We start from the raw sequence: 15,592 nt of genomic DNA on the forward strand, positions 1-15,592 counted from the left end.
ACTGATCTTTTACGAAATGGCCGCCGCCAAGGCAATTTCCACCATATCCGTGAACGAGTTTTCTCGGGCTTTGGCAGATAACCGTTCCCCGGTCACCAAGGAATCTGAAATGGTGAGAACGGTGAGGGCCTTTATATTATATTTTGCAGCAACGGTATAAAGTCCTGCCGTTTCCATCTCCACACAAAGAATACCGTACTGGGCCCAAAGCTTGTATTCCTCGGGGTCGTCCCCATAGAATTCGTCCGAGGAAAGGATGTTGCCCGCCTTTACGGGGATGTTGTGTTCCTTGGCATAATTTACCGCTTTTTGGAACAGTTCAAAATCGGCAGTGGGGGAATAATCCGAGTTGAGAAACCGGGAATTGTTCATGCCAGAGGTGGTAGAAGCCGCCATGGCCAAGACCACATCGTTCACTTTTACATCTTCTTGGTACGACCCGGCCGATCCCACCCGAATGATGTTTTTTACGCCATAATCCTTGATGAGTTCGTGAAAGTAGATCATGGATGAAGGCATGCCCATACCGCTTCCCTGTACGGAAACCCTGTGGCCCTTATATGTGCCTGTGTAGCCCAACATACCACGAATCCTATTATAGCAAACAGGGTCGTCCAAAAAAGTTTCGGCAATCCATTTGGCCCGTAGGGGATCCCCGGGCATCAATACGGTTTCTGCGATTTCTCCTTTTTTGGCTTCTATGTGTATGCTCATGCGAATGGTTTATTTCAATAGTGTGGGCCCGGAAGAGGTTCCGATGCGGGAAACACCCAGTTCTATATATTTTAATGCGGTCTCTTTATCCTTGATGCCGCCTGAAGCCTTAATCTTTGCCTTGTCACCGACCATTCTTTTCATCAAGATCACATCTTCAAAAGTGGCACCGCCACTACCAAATCCAGTGGAAGTCTTTACAAAGTCGGCACCAGCCTCCACGGAGAGGGAACAGGCCATTTCCTTCTCTTCATCAGTGAGATAGCAGGTTTCCAAGATTATCTTCAAAATTTTATCACCAATGGCCAATTTAATGGCTTGGATTTCATTTCTTACAGCTTCGTACATCTTGGATTTCAGCCATCCTATATTGATGACCATGTCAATTTCATCCGCGCCTTGTTCCACACAGTCCTTGGCTTCGAATACCTTGGCTTCGGTGGACATGGCCCCCAGAGGAAACCCGATAACGGCGGCAAGTTTTACCTTGGAATTCTTCAACTCCTCTTTGGCCAGGGAAACATGGCAACCGTTCACACATACCGCATAAAAACCATAGGTTTTGGCCTCGTTACACAACTGCTTGATATCAGCCACAGTAGCCGTGGGTTTTAGATAGGTATGGTCTATGTACTCGGCTAAGGACATATCAAAGGGCAAAGAGATGTTCGAGTTTCATCAGAACCATCATTTCAGACCTGTTCTTGCCTGCAAAGGAACTTGCAATGGATTCCGCAGTTTCCAAAATCAGGGCTTTCAACTCCTGGGTAAACTTTTCGGGATGGTCCTTGTAAAAATCCTTGAACTCTTCAAAATACTCCGTTCCGTCTTTTTCCTCTTCGTCCAACCAATCAAAAACTGTTTCTATCTGGTATGCGGCATCGGTTTGGAACTCATCTTCCACGGGGTCCACATCCAACCAATATTGCCGAACATACTTTCGTACCCTTTCAATCTCAGCGGGACGTACAGTGTTATCTGACATAGCCACGGCATAAAAAAGTTTCCCGAGGTTCTGGTAAAATTCATTTCCTATTCTCTCTGAATTGAGCATATCTTAAAAATTTGTATCCTGTAAAAGTACAATCAATGCCCCATGTTTTAACAGGACACTGGTCATTTTTTGCTTTAGGGAACAAATCTAATTGCTTCTGCGGGTAACAGTTTTGTTACTGCGTCCCCTGTTGGCGTTGTTTTCTTGGTGATAGCGTTGGATGTTGTCATCGTAATAATTGTGCACCCTTTCATACCGATATCTGTTCAGGTCAGTGGCCCGATATTGATTGGGAAGTTCCCGACGTCGTACCCAGACCCCACCGTCCAAGTAAACATAGGTCCTTGTGGATAGGTCATAATAAATGCTTATTTCAGGGAAGAAAACATATCGTACCGCTTCAACCCTGTGAGGGTAAAACCAAGGAGGTGGCGGGTCTGCCAATCGGTGCGAGACAATAACGGGACCACACGCCTGTAACCCCAATAAAGCGAACATCAAGATCGAATAAAAAATAGTCCTTTTCATGGCGAAACAATTTAGTATTACAAGGTAGTGCAATGGCCCATTTCGAGTAAATGATCTATGTCATTCCGAAATGTTATGGTTTGAGGTAGTTTTATTTAATTCTTGAATAGGCTACAAACCCATTTAGCCGTGTTTATGGAGATAAAGTTCAACATGGTCAATAGGACCAAGCAATTCTTTATGGAAATAGGAGATTTGGCCTATTTCGCGGCCCGCTTTTTTAAACAGGCCGTAAAACCCCCATTTGAATTCAAGGAACTGTTGAGACAATGTTACCAGGTCGGGAACCGATCGTTGTTGTTGGTCGTTACCACGGGCTTCATCATTGGTTTGGTACTGACCCTACAGACCCGGCCTACCCTTATCGAGTTCGGGGCGGTGTCTTGGATGCCCAACATGGTCGGCATTTCCATCGTTAGGGAAATCGGTCCGGTCATCACCGCTCTGATCTGTTCCGGACGTATCGCCTCCGGGTTTGGTGCCGAATTGGGTTCCATGAAGGTGACCGAACAGATAGATGCCATGGAAGTTTCTGGGACCAATCCCTTTAAATATTTGGTGGTGACCCGAATTTTGGCAGCAACCCTCATGTTACCGTTATTGGTCATTTTTGGGGATTTGATCGCATTGTACGGTTCCTCCTTAGTAGAATATTTTAAGGGAAATGTTTCGTTTCGGTTGTATTTTAACAAGGTTTTTGAAGCCCTTTCCTATGGGGATTTGATTCCGGCGACCATAAAGTCCTTCTTTTTTGGTTTTGTCATTGGTCTCACCGGTTGTTACAAAGGGTACAAAACAGGTCGAGGAACGGCAGGTGTGGGCATTGCGGCCAATACGGCAGTGGTGATGGCGTCGTTGCTGTTGTTTGTAGTGGATTTTATCGCGGTGTTCGTTTCGGATATTTTTTATGAATTGTAGATGGAAACCAAGGAAAAAATAGTGGCAGGAGTAACAGAAGCGAGTGGGGAAGTGGTCATCAAGATCAAGGACCTATGCAAGAGCTTTGGCGACAACCAGGTTCTGAAAGGATTCAATATGGAACTACGGAAAGGGGAAAACCTGGTAGTCATGGGAAAATCTGGTTCTGGAAAATCGGTCATGATCAAATGCTTGGTTGGTTTGATGTCCCCCGATAGCGGTTATGTAGAGGTTTTGGGCAAGGATATCAACAATTTGGATCAAATCGCCTTGGACGAACTCCGTTCTGATATAGGGTTTCTTTTTCAGGGCAGTGCCCTTTACGATTCTATGACGGTACGGGAAAACTTAGAATTTCCCATGCGCCGACATCGTAAGAAATTCGAAGGAATCACCGACACCTTACCTTTGGTAAGGGAAGCGCTCGAGAATGTGGGATTGGCCCATACCATGGATTTGATGCCCTCGGAACTCTCCGGAGGAATGAAAAGACGGGTGGCTTTGGCCAGGGCCATCATCCTGAAACCAAAATTGATATTGTATGACGAGCCCACCAGTGGTCTCGACCCTATAACCTCCAAAGAAATTATAGAACTCATGCGGAGCATTCAGAAGAAATATGGTACGTCTGCATTGATCATTACACATGATGTGGATTGTGCCCGGGTAATTTCCGAACGGATGATCTTGTTGGTGGATGGAACAAATTACGCAGAGGGGACCTATGCGGAACTGGTAACCTCGCAAGACCCTAATGTGAACGCTTTTTTTAAAAAATGATATGGCGAACAAAACTTCCATACAGAATCTAAAACTGGGCATCTTCGTGGTGCTGGGCACCGTGTTGATCTTGGTGGCATCCTATCTCATCGGGAACAGGCAGAACATGTTCGTCAAAAACTTTACGGTGAATGCCGTGTTCAGGAACGTAAACGGGCTTCAAGTGGGAAACAATGTGCGTTTTTCGGGAATCAACATTGGTACTGTGGACAAAATAGAGATGATGAACGATACCACCATTTACGTCTACATGAAAATGGAGGAAAAAATGCGCAGTCACATAAAGAACAATGCCATAGCCACCATAGGTTCCGATGGTTTGGTGGGCAGCATGTTGGTCAACATTGTACCGGGAGTAGGTGAGGCTCCTTCGGTACAGCAGGGCGACCAACTGGTATCCTATAGCAGGATTGCCTCCCAGGATATGTTGAATACCCTAAATGTGACCAATGAGAATGCCGCTTTGTTGACTTCCGATCTCTTAAAAGTGACCCAATCCTTGGTAGAAGGAAAGGGAACCTTGGGACGATTGCTCAACGACACCCAAATGGCGGACGATTTGAAGGCGACCATTACCAACCTGAAATATAGCAGCAACAAGGTCAATACCACCTTGGATGAACTCCAGAAAGCCATTGAAGGCACCAGAAGTGATGAAAGTATCGCGGGAGTGCTGTTGTCGGACAGTATATCGGCCACAAAGCTCAAGAATATCATCCAGAATTTGGAAACCTCCAGTGTTGAGATCAACAGGATGACCCAAAACCTGAATGCCGTTGTAGAGGACATCAACAAAGGGGAGGGCATGCTGCGTATGGTGGCCACGGATACGGCAATGGCCAATCATTTGATGAAAACCATGCAGAATATTGAAGAGGGGACCGAAAAATTCAATGAAAATATGGAAGCCCTAAAGCACAACTTCCTTACCCGGGGCTATTTTAGAAAATTGGAGAAGGAACAGAAGAAAGCCAATAATCAAAAAGAGTGAAAGGGAAGCTGGCTTTATGGGTTCAGTATGATGCCGTCCTCCATTTGTATGATGCGGTCTGTGCGTTTGGCAAAATCCTCATCATGGGTAACGACCAATAGGGACAACCCTTGTTGTTCCTTCAGATTTTTGAAGATGTTGAACACATTCTCCGAGTTATGACTGTCCAAGTTTCCAGTAGGTTCATCACCCATCAAAATGGTAGGGTCGTTGATCAAGGCACGGGCAATGGCCACCCGTTGTTTTTCCCCACCTGATATCCTTGAGGCCCTTTGGTGCGCTAAATGGCCGATGTGGAGCATTTCGAGCTTTTGGTGTGCATCGCGTTCAATTTCCTGATTCGACTTTTCCCCAAGCTTTTTGGCCGGGAGCATTACGTTTTCCAACACACTGAACTCTGATAACAGGTAATGGAACTGGAACACAAAGCCGATGTTCTTGTTCCGGATCCGTGATAATTGCTGATGGGTCTTTCCCGTTACCAATTCGTTGTTGAGGAAAAGCTCACCCGTGTAGTCCGTGTCCATGGTGGAAAGGATATACAACAACGTAGATTTTCCAGACCCGGATTTTCCCATGATGGAGGCAAATTCACCGACCTTCACCCCAAACGAAACATTCTTTAGAACATGGAAGTCCTTGGGTTTGCGGAAGTGTTTGTTGATATTTTTGGCTTCTAGTACAAAATTCATGGTTCAGCTAAGTTCCTCTTATGATTTCTACGGGGTCAATTTTCTTGGCTCTGTTTGATGGCAGATATCCGGCCACAAAAGTGGATAGCAAGGCAAAGGTGATACCGATGAAGTAGTAAGTAGGGTTATAATTTACGGGATACGTAGTGATGGTGGGTAGGGCCTCCGTTTCAAAAGGAGCGTGGTCTATGAGCCGGGAAAGTACAAATCCGATGAGCAATCCCAAAACGCCACCAATAAGCCCAATGATCATGGCCTGCCCCATGAAAACATATTGTACATCCCTGCCTGAGAAACCGGTCGCCTTTAAAATGGCAATATCCTTCATCTTTTCGTAGATAAGCATGTTCAAAATATTGTAAATGCCAAATCCGGCCACGATCAAAAGAGTTATCGATACGGCATAGGTGATCAGGTTTCTGATGTTGGAACCTGTTTCAAACTGGGCGTTGGCCTCGTTGATGTCTATGGCCTTAATGTTGAATTGTTTTTCCAAACGGCGGGCCATGGGTTCGGCTTGTGCAATATCCACTAATTTAATGTTGATGTCGGTGACATAATTTTCTGCTTCGCCCAAAATGCGTTGAACGGTGTTGAGGTTGGCAAAGCTCTGTACATTGTCAATGTCGGCTATACCGCTTTGGTAGATGCCCACGATCTTTAACGGAAAAATATCACCGGCAACGGTGCTTATTTGGACTCGGTCCCCAACGGACAGGGACATTTTTTCGGCCAGTCCCGCCCCCAAAAGAATGCCGTTGTCATTATTGTTAAGCGCTTCGGGGGTCCCTTCCACAATATTATCCTGGATGTTGGACAAGCGCACTTCTTCCATAATATCCACACCCACCAGATTGCCTCCCAACTCAATGGAACCCGATAGGTAAAAAATCTGGGCTCTTAACTGCGGTGTGGCTCCTTTTACATTGGGATTTTTCTTGAGGTAGTCCAAAATGGGAAGGGCATTGTGTATTTTCTTTTGGTTTTGCTTCGGTTTTATGGAATGGACCATATTGAAGGCATCCTTAAAATCGGAGTAGAGCGAAATCGGCTGGTTTTCGGAAGGCCTTATTTCATTATACATATGGATGTGCGGCGTTTGGTTCAATACCAAATCATCTAGCATACCATTGAGTCCCGTCATAAAACTCACCAAGGTAATATAGGCCCCAATCCCAAAGGTAACCCCGAGTGTGGCGGTCACGGTGGATTTCATCTTGGTCAACAGATGGGTCTTGGCAATGCCCAATATCACGCTCCAATTGGTCATGGTTCCGGTTTGTAAATGGCCGTTTTTTCATCGATGCCGCCCAAAATCTCCACGCTTTCCAAATTTTGTAGCCCAATGGTGACTTCGATTTCCCCGTTGTCCGTTAAAACTTTGGACCCATTGATAAGGTATTCCTTGGGAATGGTAAGGGTCTCTTCCTTTTCAGCTATGATGATGTTCCCTTCACCCGATAGACCGGGATACAAGGTGGCTGGAGGGTCCGTAAAAAGCGCCTCCACCTTGAAGGTTTGGGAGCGGTCGTCCTTTCTGGGATATATTTTGTCCAATGTGGCCTCAAATACCTCGGAATTATAGGAGTCCAAGGTGATTAATACCTTTTGTCCGATTTTCAGCTTGACAATATCCACCTCATCCACCAAGAGTTCCACAATAAATTTATCGCTGCGACCAACGGCTGCAACAGGTTCTACGGTATTCACGATTTCACCAGGGTTTTTATAGAGGGCATATACCGTTCCATTGATCTTACTGGTAATGGTAAAGTCGTTGGTTGTGGTCAGTGAGGTTTGGTAATTGTTCTCCGCCTGCCTCAATTGGGTTTCCAGTTCGTTTTTTGTTTGAGAGTATTTCTTTTTGAGGAGGTTCAGGTTGTTTTGGGAAAGCTCATAGGAAAGTTTTCGGGTGTCGTATTCCACTTTGGAACCAATGTTCTGGTCCCATAGGTTCTTTTGGCGAAAATAATTGATGGAATCGTTTTTCAACTTGAGTTCGGCAGCTTGTATTTCATCCTTGATGCTGCTGAGGACCGCCGCACGGCCACTGTAGTTTTCACGGGCCAATTGCAGGGCCAACTTGGCATTTTCCATATTCAATTCGGGAGAGGTATTGGTAATTTGGAGAATTCGGTCGCCTTTGGCCACTTTATCGCCTTCTTCCACCCAGTTTTTGTCCAAAATACCCATCACGATGGAATAGGCTTGGTACAGACTATCAGGCTGAACCGTGGCCGAGGCATAAACAGATTCCGTCAGCGGCATCTTCTCGGGATATATTTTTTCTTTTTTCTCACCACAGGAGAAAAACATCAGGACAATGATACAGATTGATAAAAAATACTTCATTGCATGTTTCATGATAGGACCATCAAAGTACCAATAAAAATACAATTTGAAACATGAGTTAAGTCAGTAAGGGAACGATGGTGCGGTACAGGGGAAGAATTTTTTATTTTTCTTTGAATTTATTGGCCGTCAATGACATAGATCATTGCAAGTTTAACCTAACCATATTTCCTTTGCAACAAAAAGGCGAATGATACTGACTGCTGTAATATTGTTCGTTGTGCTGCTCATCCTCGGGTTGCTCTTTGTCCCGATTCAAATTTATATCGATACGGACACATCAAGGTATTTTGTAAGGGTGAAGGGACTTGCGAAGGTTGACTTAGAGCCAGACGAAAAGGAAATAGTACGAGTGCGAATGCGGATACTCTTTTTTGAACGCAGTTTTTATCCCATCACCAAACCACCAAAACCAAAGGAAAACGTTGTAAGGCAAAAAACCAGGCCAAAAAAGAGGTTGAAGTTCAGGAAAATTGCCCGTCTCATAAAAACTTTCGAGATAAGAAGGTTTGTAGTGGAAATGGATACGGGGGACTACGTAGCAAATGCCAAAATGTATCCTCTTTTTGTACTTCTTAACCAGTTTGTGGGCAATTTCCACATCAATTTCCAAGATAGGAACCGATTACTGATGGATGTACGTAACAGGCCCATCAGGATGATAAGATCAATTGTTTAACAGTAAAATAAAAGGCCATGGATTTACATTTTGAAGAATTATTGAGCAAGGTCACAGACTTTATTAAGTCAGAAGCAAAGACCGAGACCATCATTGGCGAACCATTTGAGTTGGGAGAATTCAAATGTGTTCCAGTGATCAAGGTGGGTATGGGCTTCGGCTCCGGAGGAGGCGAAGGAATTGAAGGAAAAGAGCGTAAAGGCGAAGGTGCCGGTGCCGGTGCGGGAATCGGAATCCAACCCATCGGATTTTTGGTTACCAAAGGGGATGAAATCTCCTTCTTGGAAGCCGGAAAAACACACGGTTTGGCAGCTGCCTTTGAAAAAGTGCCCGACCTTATTGAACGCATTGTCAAGGAACGCAACAAAAAAGAAGAAGTTGTAGCTTAAAATCCCGTGTTCCTGACGAGTTGGGTTGCCCGTGTGGCAAGGACGGGCAACCCAGTTTCAATGCCTTGCTGGCATTCCTCCCAAACTCCAAAAGTCTTTCCGATTGACCAATATCATTTCCCAATCATCTTGGTGTATCTACATTTAATTTCTCTAAGGGTTGATTTGGAACATTACCCTGAATTTAAATACCAAGGCCATGAAACGCATATTGTTGCCCACCGATTTTTCAAAGGATGCATGGAACGCTATCGAGTACGCACTGCATTTTTTTAAGGAAGAAAAATGCACGTTTTACATACTGAATACCTATACACCAGCTTTTTATAGGGTTGATTATCTCATGGGTGGTCCCGCCATGAGCGCGATTCCCGATGTTGGGGTGGATATTTCACTGGAAGGATTGGAAAACACACTGAAACGCATCGAAGAACAGTACAACAATCCCAACCACACTTTTGAAATTTTGTCTTCGTTCAACACCTTGCCCGATGAGGTCCATGATATTTCCGAAAGAAAAAAACTGGACATGGTGGTCATGGGAACCCAAGGGGCATCAGGGGCGAAGGAGTTTTTTCTGGGATCAAACACCGTACATGTCATCCGTAAGGCTGTAGTACCTGTCTTGGCCGTTCCCCAAACATATGAGTACAAGGAAATAAAGAACATGCTAATGCCCACGGGGTATGAGACCAAGTACAAACCCAATGAATTGAAACCTTTGGTGGATACCGTCAAAAGGTTCAAGGCCACGTTGCATGTAGTGCATGCTCTTGAAGATTATAATTTAACTGATTTACAGAAAGATAGCAAAGAGCACCTAAAAGATATATTCAAAACCCTTCCTGATGTTATCTTTAGGGATAGCACTGGGGAATACATGCCCAATATTGTTCATTCCTATATTGACAAAAATAATATTGGTTTGGTGGCCATGATGAACAGGAAACACACGTTCTTGGAGCAGCTTTTGCTGAAACACCACGTGGATGTAGTTGGCTATCATTGTCAAGTTCCATTTTTGGTACTGCCGGACACTTCAGAACTCCCCAAATAAATTGCCATGAAAAATATACTCTGTCCCATCGATTTTTCCGAAAATGCTTGGAATGCCGTTTTCACGGGAACCAAGCTTTTTGCAGAACAGGAATGCAAGTTTTATCTGTTGCATGTCCATGAACCCAAAATGCGTAATATCTCGGGCCAAAAGAGTAGTGCCCGGGCAGGTATGGTCTATCAATCCATGGCCACGGCTGTGGAGAATGAACTCCACAAGGCCAAGACCTACATGGAAGAACATAACACTAACCCCAAACACCATTTTAAGACCATATCCATGGCAGGGGATCTACCACATACCATTCGTGAACTTATTCCAAAATACGATATCGATACCATCGTGATGGGCACCCAAGGGGCAACAGGAGCCAAGGAAGTTTTCTTGGGGAGCAATACGGTCAAGGTTTTAATGCATATTAAGGACTGTACCATGTTGGTGGTACCTCAATCATTTGATTTTCAAAATCTTAAATCCGTTGTTTTTCCTACGGATTTCACCCACTTTTTTCCAAAAGGTGCATTGGAATATCTATTGAAACTCTTCGAGCTATGGAACCCCCAAGTGAAGATTTTCCATGTGGCCCAAGAATTTATCATGTCGGAAAACCAACAGGAGAACAAGGAAATTCTCAAAAAGCGGTTCGAGGGATTTTCTGTTTCCTTTCACCGAGTAGTTATCGAAACAACAGTGACGGAGGCCATCATCACCTTCGCGAAGGACCAGAATGCAGATCTCATCGTGCTCACCAAATATTCACATGATTTTTTTGGAAAACTTACCCAGGAACCCGTGGTCAAAAAAGTAAGTTTCAAGACCGATGTGCCCCTCTTGGTTCTCCCCAATTTTGGTGAAGATTAAAGATGCCATTTCCTTATTTTTGCTTCCATGAAATACCTAGTGTACTGTGCTTGTATTTTTTTATTCCTATTGCAAGGTTGTTCCAATGCCCCTATGATTTCCGGTACTTTGGATATGACCGAAGGACAGGAATGGAAACCGATGGTGTATTTGGTTCAGCCAGAAGGTTTTGGTGCATTGGGACAAAGTTTTACGGGGAAATTGTTGGACTCTTCAAAGGTGGATTCCAACGGGCGTTTCCAATTTGGAAAGCAAGTGAAGAACAAGGATGCCACTTTGTTTGAGGTGGTCGTTCAAAAAGAAGAGGAACGGTATTCCAATAGATTGGAGAATGAAAATCCGGAAACGGACAATTATTTCCCACTGGTTTGGACACCTGGCGAACAGATTGTCATGAAAGCCGCCATAAATCGATTCCAAGCTTCGGCCACCGTGGAAAACCCTTCAAGCGTGAATGCTGCTTTTATGCAACTACGAGACATAAAGAAAGATGCATTTACACAATACCAGCAATCCCTTGAGCAACAGGAAGGGGATGAGCAATTGTTAGAACGAGAAAAAAACCATCATACCTATCAGTCTTCATTGATGCAGTTTGCGGATACCACACAGCAACTGTTTCCTGCCCTGATGGCCATCCGTTGGGTAAGTCCAGAAGGAAATTACGAACGCATTCCTGAATTTTTGGTGGGGCAAAGTCAACAGTGGAAAACAAAAAATCCTGAACATCCTTGGGTGAAAGAATTGGCTGCATCAGCCGATACGGATAAACTACCCATCTTGATAGGGGACCAAATCCCCAATCTCCAATTTCCCATGAACGACGGGTCTAAAAGCATGTTTAAAGAAGTGGTTGATGGCAAAAAACTACTCCTTTTGGATGTTTGGGCCTCTTGGTGCGCTCCATGTCGACTTGAAAATCGCAATGTACTGGTACCCCTTTGGGAAAAATACCATGAAGACGGATTTCAGATTTTGGCCTATGGTCTGGAGAGCAGCCAACAAGCTTGGGAAAATGCCATAGACAAAGACGGAGCCTACAGATGGCTGCATGCCTCCCACGTGGAAGGGGACCAAAACCCATTGATGGATTCCCTCCGGATCATGACCATTCCGGCAAACTTTTTATTGGATGCCAATGGCATGGTATTGGCCAAAAACTTGCATGGGGACGATTTGGTTCACCTTGTTGATGACTATATGGCAAGACACTAAAAAATCCCCGAGGGGGGATTTTAGTCTACCAACAAAACCACAGGTTTGGTTGTTCTCCGGTTCATGTATACTATTATTTGTCTTCCTGAATCAATATAACCTCTTCGGGAATGGACAAAAACAAAATGCAGCCCTTTTTTGACTTGACAGCGTGTTTGCCTGTGGGTGGGGTATAGAGATAATCCCCTTGTGAAAGGGTTTCATGATGAATTTCACAACTTCCTTCCAGCACCAAGATTTCTTCCCCTGCTGGGTGCACATGATAAGGGTAGGAAGCCCCAGCCTCAAATTTCAATAAAATGGCTGTTGAGCGGTCTGTGGCCTTGTCAAAATGAAGGGATTTCACAAAAACACCGTGATAGTGGATTTCCTTTTCGATGAGAGGTTGCCAGGATATCTGCTCACTTTTGGTTATGTAGTCTCTAATGTTCATTGCTATGGATTTTACATTATGGGACAAATTTCGATAGTGCAGTTTGGTTAGAAAATGGAAAATCCTGTGTTTTGGATGTACAATTTATGTTTGGATGTTTTTTACATAATCAGTAGGGGACATCCCTGTGTGGTTCTTAAAGAATTTTGAAAAATAGTAAGGATCCTGAAACCCCAAGACAAATGCCACCTCCTTCATACGTTTGTCCTCGTACTGTAAAATCCGCTGGGCTTCGGAGATTAAAAGCCCATAGATAACGTTTTGTGCCGTTTTGCCCGCATGTTGTTTGGCCAATTCGTTGAGCTTTAGCTCGGTGGTCTGTAGTTGTGCCGCTATTTCTTTTAATGAATGGTTTTTGTTGAAGTTGTTGCGAACGAACTCCAAAAACCTCAGGAACAAGGCATCGGGTTTCCAGATTTCTCCACCGTTGGCAATTTTGGAACGATTGGTTTCAAAAAGCAGCAATTCTATCCGGGAATGAATCGATTCTAGGTATTGAAATGGTTTTTCAACAAGTTCCTGCTCAATTTTATGAAGTTCCCGTTCCATATCGGAAGGGTTGACAATGGAGATGATTTCATTATAGTCAAAATGACAAAACAGACTGTTCTGAAAAATCAGCTCGATATCCTTTTCCGTTTTGCACATATAGTCCAAAGTAAAACTGAGCACATAACCTTTGGCATTCTTAGTGCTCTTAAAACGGTGATACTGTCCGGAGGTGATGGTCAGAACTTGGTTTTTGGAAACCGTAAGGATTTTATCGTCCACTTCAATAACGATCTTTCCATGGTTGCACCATATGAATAGATATTTTTTGACCCGTTTCGGGTCAAAATCGATAACGGTTTCCAATCGCTGCAGTGCAACCATATAGAGAATTATATAGTTTGGAGTGGTTATTCCTCAAACTTATCAAATCAGCCCAATGTTTGGGCAATTCTCATGGATTATTTCACAGCAAATATTTTTGACCGCTAAAAATGAACAGACCATGGGAAGTAAAATTCTTAAAATACCTATCTGGCAAGTCTAGTTCATAGAATGGATTCCGAACATATTACCCTCGGTGTCGATGGCCAAAACAATAAAGCCATATTCACCTATGGAGGTCTTTGGTTTGAAGATGGAGCCGCCGGCTGCCTCGACCCTAGAGGCTTCCATGCCACAATCCTTACTCATAAAATAGACAAGGGTACTGTTGTTCCCTGGTGTCACGCCTTGCATTTTCACCAATGCCCCGGAGGCCCGGTTTTCTGAATGCATATCGCTCGGGAAGAAGTACATTTCCATATCCGCTGCGGATTCCGGCATGGGCAATTCTTTGAACTCATACTCAAAAACAGCTTCGTAGAACTTTTTGGCGCGGTTGATGTCATCTACATAAATTTCAAACCAAACCACGGGATTTTCATTTTTCATGGGTATAGAATTTAAGGGTTTTATTGATATTGTATACTTTGTTTCATGGTCAATCGGTTGTTGGATATAGATTATCACGGTTAGTCCATGATCAGTTCAACCTTAAGGTTTAGACTGGTCAGGAAATGCAAGATTTCCTTCAGCATGATGTTGCCGTCCATACTTTCTACCCGAAGGATGCGATCACAGTCTTCAAGGTCGAAATTGGCACTCACATTTTTAAAATTCTCATGCAGGGCATTGACCGTGCGATTCGCTGTGGATTCATCCTCCACATTTGTCTTGAAGATTTCTATCAGGTTAGGTTTGCTCGTATTTGAATTGTCTTGGACCATATGTGTGATACATTGCTGTTATTCCTCCAACAGATTTCGCCTCTTCTGGATGAACATTAAATAACTGATAGGCAAGGTATTGGTGTTTGTTGAATCTTTGACTGTGCCATTGCGACATTCCAAGGGGTTGATTGCGACACCTGCATTTCATATCTTTTCACTCTTTAATTTGGAATAGATGAAACATGTGTCCATATTGGTGCCCCAAGGCACCATCAGCGTGGTAAATGTTGCGGGAACATACCAAATGCTGTCCTGGGTAAACGAATTTTTGGAGCAATCGGGGAGTGAACATTTGTTCGATATCCATTTGGTTGGGTTGGACGATAGGGCAGGGACACACAAAGGTTTGTTCTCGGTTCACCATCAACTGACCATCGATGAAGTCCCAAAGACTGATTTGATCATTATTCCGGCCATCCACGAAAGCTATGCACAATCCTTGGAAGATAACCGGCCTTTTATTCCTTGGCTCCATGATCGTTACAACGAAGGAGCGGAAATAGCCAGTCTATGTATATCTTCTTTTTTCTTGGCCTCCACGGGACTATTGGATGGAAAACCATGTTCTACCCATTGGCAGTCGGCCCCCATGTTTAGGGAACTCTTCCCGGATGTGATCCTGACTGATGAGCGTATTGTAACCGACGCAGGGGGTATCTATACTAGCGGGGGAGCCTATGCATTCACCAATCTCATTATTTATTTGATCGAGAAGTTCGCAGGAAGGGAAGTTGCGATTTTGGCCGCCAAAGGTTTCATGATCGATATTGATCGTAACAGTCAATCCCCGTTCATGATTTTTAAGGGGCAAAAGGAGCATCAGGATGAATCCGTTCTAAAGGCCCAGGAATTGATCGAGCAAAACTACACGGACAAAATATCGGTGGAGGAGTTGAGCAACGCAGTGGCCCTGAACCGTAGGACTTTTGAACGTAGATTTAAAAAGGCTACTTCCAATACGGTGTTGGAATATCATCAACGAGTAAAGATAGAAGCGGCCAAAAAGGAATTTGAAAAAGGACGAAAGACGGTGAACGAAGTTATGTTCGATGCCGGTTATTCCGATCCCAAGGCCTTTAGGGAGGTCTTTAAAAAGTATACCGAAATGACGCCTTTTGATTACATGGTGAAATACAAGAGGGATGCCTATGGAGCATAATCAGGTAAGTGTGTGGTGCCATCTCAGAAAAGCAAAGCCCCTAATTTAGGGGCTTCATTATTTTATAGCT

At 44.1% G+C, this 15,592-nt stretch carries 20 protein-coding genes; 9 read left to right on the top strand and 11 right to left on the bottom strand.

Features of this window, described 5'->3' with window-relative positions; translation table 11 throughout:
• Positions 1-9 precede the first annotated feature (9 nt).
• From deoD to D2U88_RS15210, 4 genes are all read right to left on the bottom strand, one after another.
• On the bottom strand, positions 10-714 hold the full coding sequence (gene deoD, locus D2U88_RS15195) for a purine-nucleoside phosphorylase (protein WP_119641390.1): 705 nt from the start codon (positions 712-714) through the stop codon (positions 10-12).
• A gap of 9 nt (positions 715-723) precedes the next feature.
• On the bottom strand, positions 724-1,362 hold the full coding sequence (gene deoC / locus D2U88_RS15200) for a deoxyribose-phosphate aldolase (protein WP_119641391.1): 639 nt from the start codon (positions 1,360-1,362) through the stop codon (positions 724-726).
• A gap of 1 nt (position 1,363) precedes the next feature.
• Positions 1,364-1,768, bottom strand: coding sequence for a hypothetical protein (locus D2U88_RS15205; protein ID WP_119641392.1), 405 nt, complete (start codon positions 1,766-1,768; stop codon positions 1,364-1,366).
• Between the two features lie 87 nt (positions 1,769-1,855).
• Complete coding sequence (locus D2U88_RS15210; protein WP_119641393.1) at positions 1,856-2,236, bottom strand: hypothetical protein; 381 nt, start codon at positions 2,234-2,236, stop codon at positions 1,856-1,858.
• A 135-nt stretch (positions 2,237-2,371) separates the two neighbouring features.
• Here D2U88_RS15210 and D2U88_RS15215 point away from each other — a divergent pair, with 135 nt between their 5' ends.
• Genes D2U88_RS15215 through D2U88_RS15225 form a run of 3 tightly spaced genes read left to right on the top strand, consistent with a single transcriptional unit; the run spans position 2,372 to position 4,925 of the window.
• Positions 2,372-3,154 (top strand): MlaE family ABC transporter permease, encoded by a 783-nt coding sequence (locus D2U88_RS15215; RefSeq protein ID WP_119641394.1) that lies wholly within the window; start codon positions 2,372-2,374, stop codon positions 3,152-3,154.
• Positions 3,155-3,934: an ABC transporter ATP-binding protein gene (locus D2U88_RS15220; RefSeq protein WP_119641395.1), complete on the top strand. Its 780-nt coding sequence runs from the start codon at positions 3,155-3,157 to the stop codon at positions 3,932-3,934.
• A gap of 1 nt (position 3,935) precedes the next feature.
• Complete coding sequence (locus tag D2U88_RS15225) at positions 3,936-4,925, top strand: MlaD family protein (RefSeq protein ID WP_119641396.1); 990 nt, start codon at positions 3,936-3,938, stop codon at positions 4,923-4,925.
• Between the two features lie 14 nt (positions 4,926-4,939).
• Here the strand turns inward: D2U88_RS15225 and D2U88_RS15230 are convergent, their stop codons facing one another.
• Genes D2U88_RS15230 through D2U88_RS15240 form a run of 3 tightly spaced genes read right to left on the bottom strand, consistent with a single transcriptional unit; the run spans position 4,940 to position 7,969 of the window.
• Positions 4,940-5,617, bottom strand: a complete 678-nt coding sequence (locus D2U88_RS15230) for an ABC transporter ATP-binding protein (protein WP_119641397.1) — start codon at positions 5,615-5,617, stop codon at positions 4,940-4,942.
• A gap of 7 nt (positions 5,618-5,624) precedes the next feature.
• Positions 5,625-6,887 carry an ABC transporter permease gene (locus D2U88_RS15235; RefSeq protein ID WP_119641398.1) on the bottom strand — a complete coding sequence of 421 codons (1,263 nt, stop codon included), beginning with the start codon at positions 6,885-6,887 and terminating at the stop codon, positions 5,625-5,627.
• Positions 6,884-7,969, bottom strand: a complete 1,086-nt coding sequence (locus D2U88_RS15240) for an efflux RND transporter periplasmic adaptor subunit (protein ID WP_119641399.1) — start codon at positions 7,967-7,969, stop codon at positions 6,884-6,886. Before D2U88_RS15240 ends, D2U88_RS15235 begins: the two co-directional genes overlap by 4 nt.
• Positions 7,970-8,159: 190 nt before the next feature.
• On the opposite strand from D2U88_RS15240, the gene D2U88_RS15245 reads away from it, so the two are divergent.
• The 5 genes from D2U88_RS15245 (at position 8,160) to D2U88_RS15265 (ending at position 12,170) form a co-directional block, all read left to right on the top strand.
• Positions 8,160-8,648 (top strand): hypothetical protein, encoded by a 489-nt coding sequence (locus D2U88_RS15245; protein ID WP_119641400.1) that lies wholly within the window; start codon positions 8,160-8,162, stop codon positions 8,646-8,648.
• Positions 8,649-8,665: 17 nt separating this feature from the next.
• On the top strand, positions 8,666-9,037 hold the full coding sequence (locus D2U88_RS15250) for a GerW family sporulation protein (protein WP_119641401.1): 372 nt from the start codon (positions 8,666-8,668) through the stop codon (positions 9,035-9,037).
• Positions 9,038-9,236: 199 nt separating this feature from the next.
• The gene (locus tag D2U88_RS15255) at positions 9,237-10,094 is read left to right on the top strand and encodes a universal stress protein (RefSeq protein WP_119641842.1); all 858 of its coding nucleotides are present in this window, start codon (positions 9,237-9,239) and stop codon (positions 10,092-10,094) included.
• A gap of 6 nt (positions 10,095-10,100) precedes the next feature.
• On the top strand, positions 10,101-10,955 hold the full coding sequence (locus D2U88_RS15260) for a universal stress protein (RefSeq protein ID WP_119641402.1): 855 nt from the start codon (positions 10,101-10,103) through the stop codon (positions 10,953-10,955).
• Between the two features lie 27 nt (positions 10,956-10,982).
• Positions 10,983-12,170 (top strand): TlpA family protein disulfide reductase, encoded by a 1,188-nt coding sequence (locus tag D2U88_RS15265; RefSeq protein ID WP_119641403.1) that lies wholly within the window; start codon positions 10,983-10,985, stop codon positions 12,168-12,170.
• A 73-nt stretch (positions 12,171-12,243) separates the two neighbouring features.
• Here the strand turns inward: D2U88_RS15265 and D2U88_RS15270 are convergent, their stop codons facing one another.
• The 4 genes from D2U88_RS15270 to D2U88_RS15285 all read right to left on the bottom strand — a co-directional run bounded on the left by D2U88_RS15270 (position 12,244) and on the right by D2U88_RS15285 (position 14,360).
• Entirely contained in the window at positions 12,244-12,603 is a 360-nt protein-coding gene (locus D2U88_RS15270; RefSeq protein WP_235855801.1) for a cupin domain-containing protein, read from the bottom strand.
• An 84-nt stretch (positions 12,604-12,687) separates the two neighbouring features.
• Complete coding sequence (locus D2U88_RS15275) at positions 12,688-13,476, bottom strand: helix-turn-helix domain-containing protein (protein ID WP_119641404.1); 789 nt, start codon at positions 13,474-13,476, stop codon at positions 12,688-12,690.
• 159 nt (positions 13,477-13,635) lie between these two features.
• The gene (locus D2U88_RS15280) at positions 13,636-14,025 is read right to left on the bottom strand and encodes a VOC family protein (RefSeq protein ID WP_119641405.1); all 390 of its coding nucleotides are present in this window, start codon (positions 14,023-14,025) and stop codon (positions 13,636-13,638) included.
• Between the two features lie 80 nt (positions 14,026-14,105).
• On the bottom strand, positions 14,106-14,360 hold the full coding sequence (locus tag D2U88_RS15285) for a hypothetical protein (RefSeq protein ID WP_119641406.1): 255 nt from the start codon (positions 14,358-14,360) through the stop codon (positions 14,106-14,108).
• 178 nt (positions 14,361-14,538) lie between these two features.
• Between D2U88_RS15285 and D2U88_RS15290 the strand changes: the two genes are divergently transcribed.
• A complete protein-coding gene (locus tag D2U88_RS15290; protein ID WP_119641407.1) occupies positions 14,539-15,522 on the top strand; it encodes a GlxA family transcriptional regulator in 984 nt (327 codons plus the stop codon).
• The last annotated feature ends 70 nt before the right edge of the window (positions 15,523-15,592 follow it).

The sequence above is a fragment of the Flagellimonas aequoris genome, from assembly GCF_003584165.1.
GTDB classification, from domain to species: domain Bacteria; phylum Bacteroidota; class Bacteroidia; order Flavobacteriales; family Flavobacteriaceae; genus Flagellimonas; species Flagellimonas aequoris.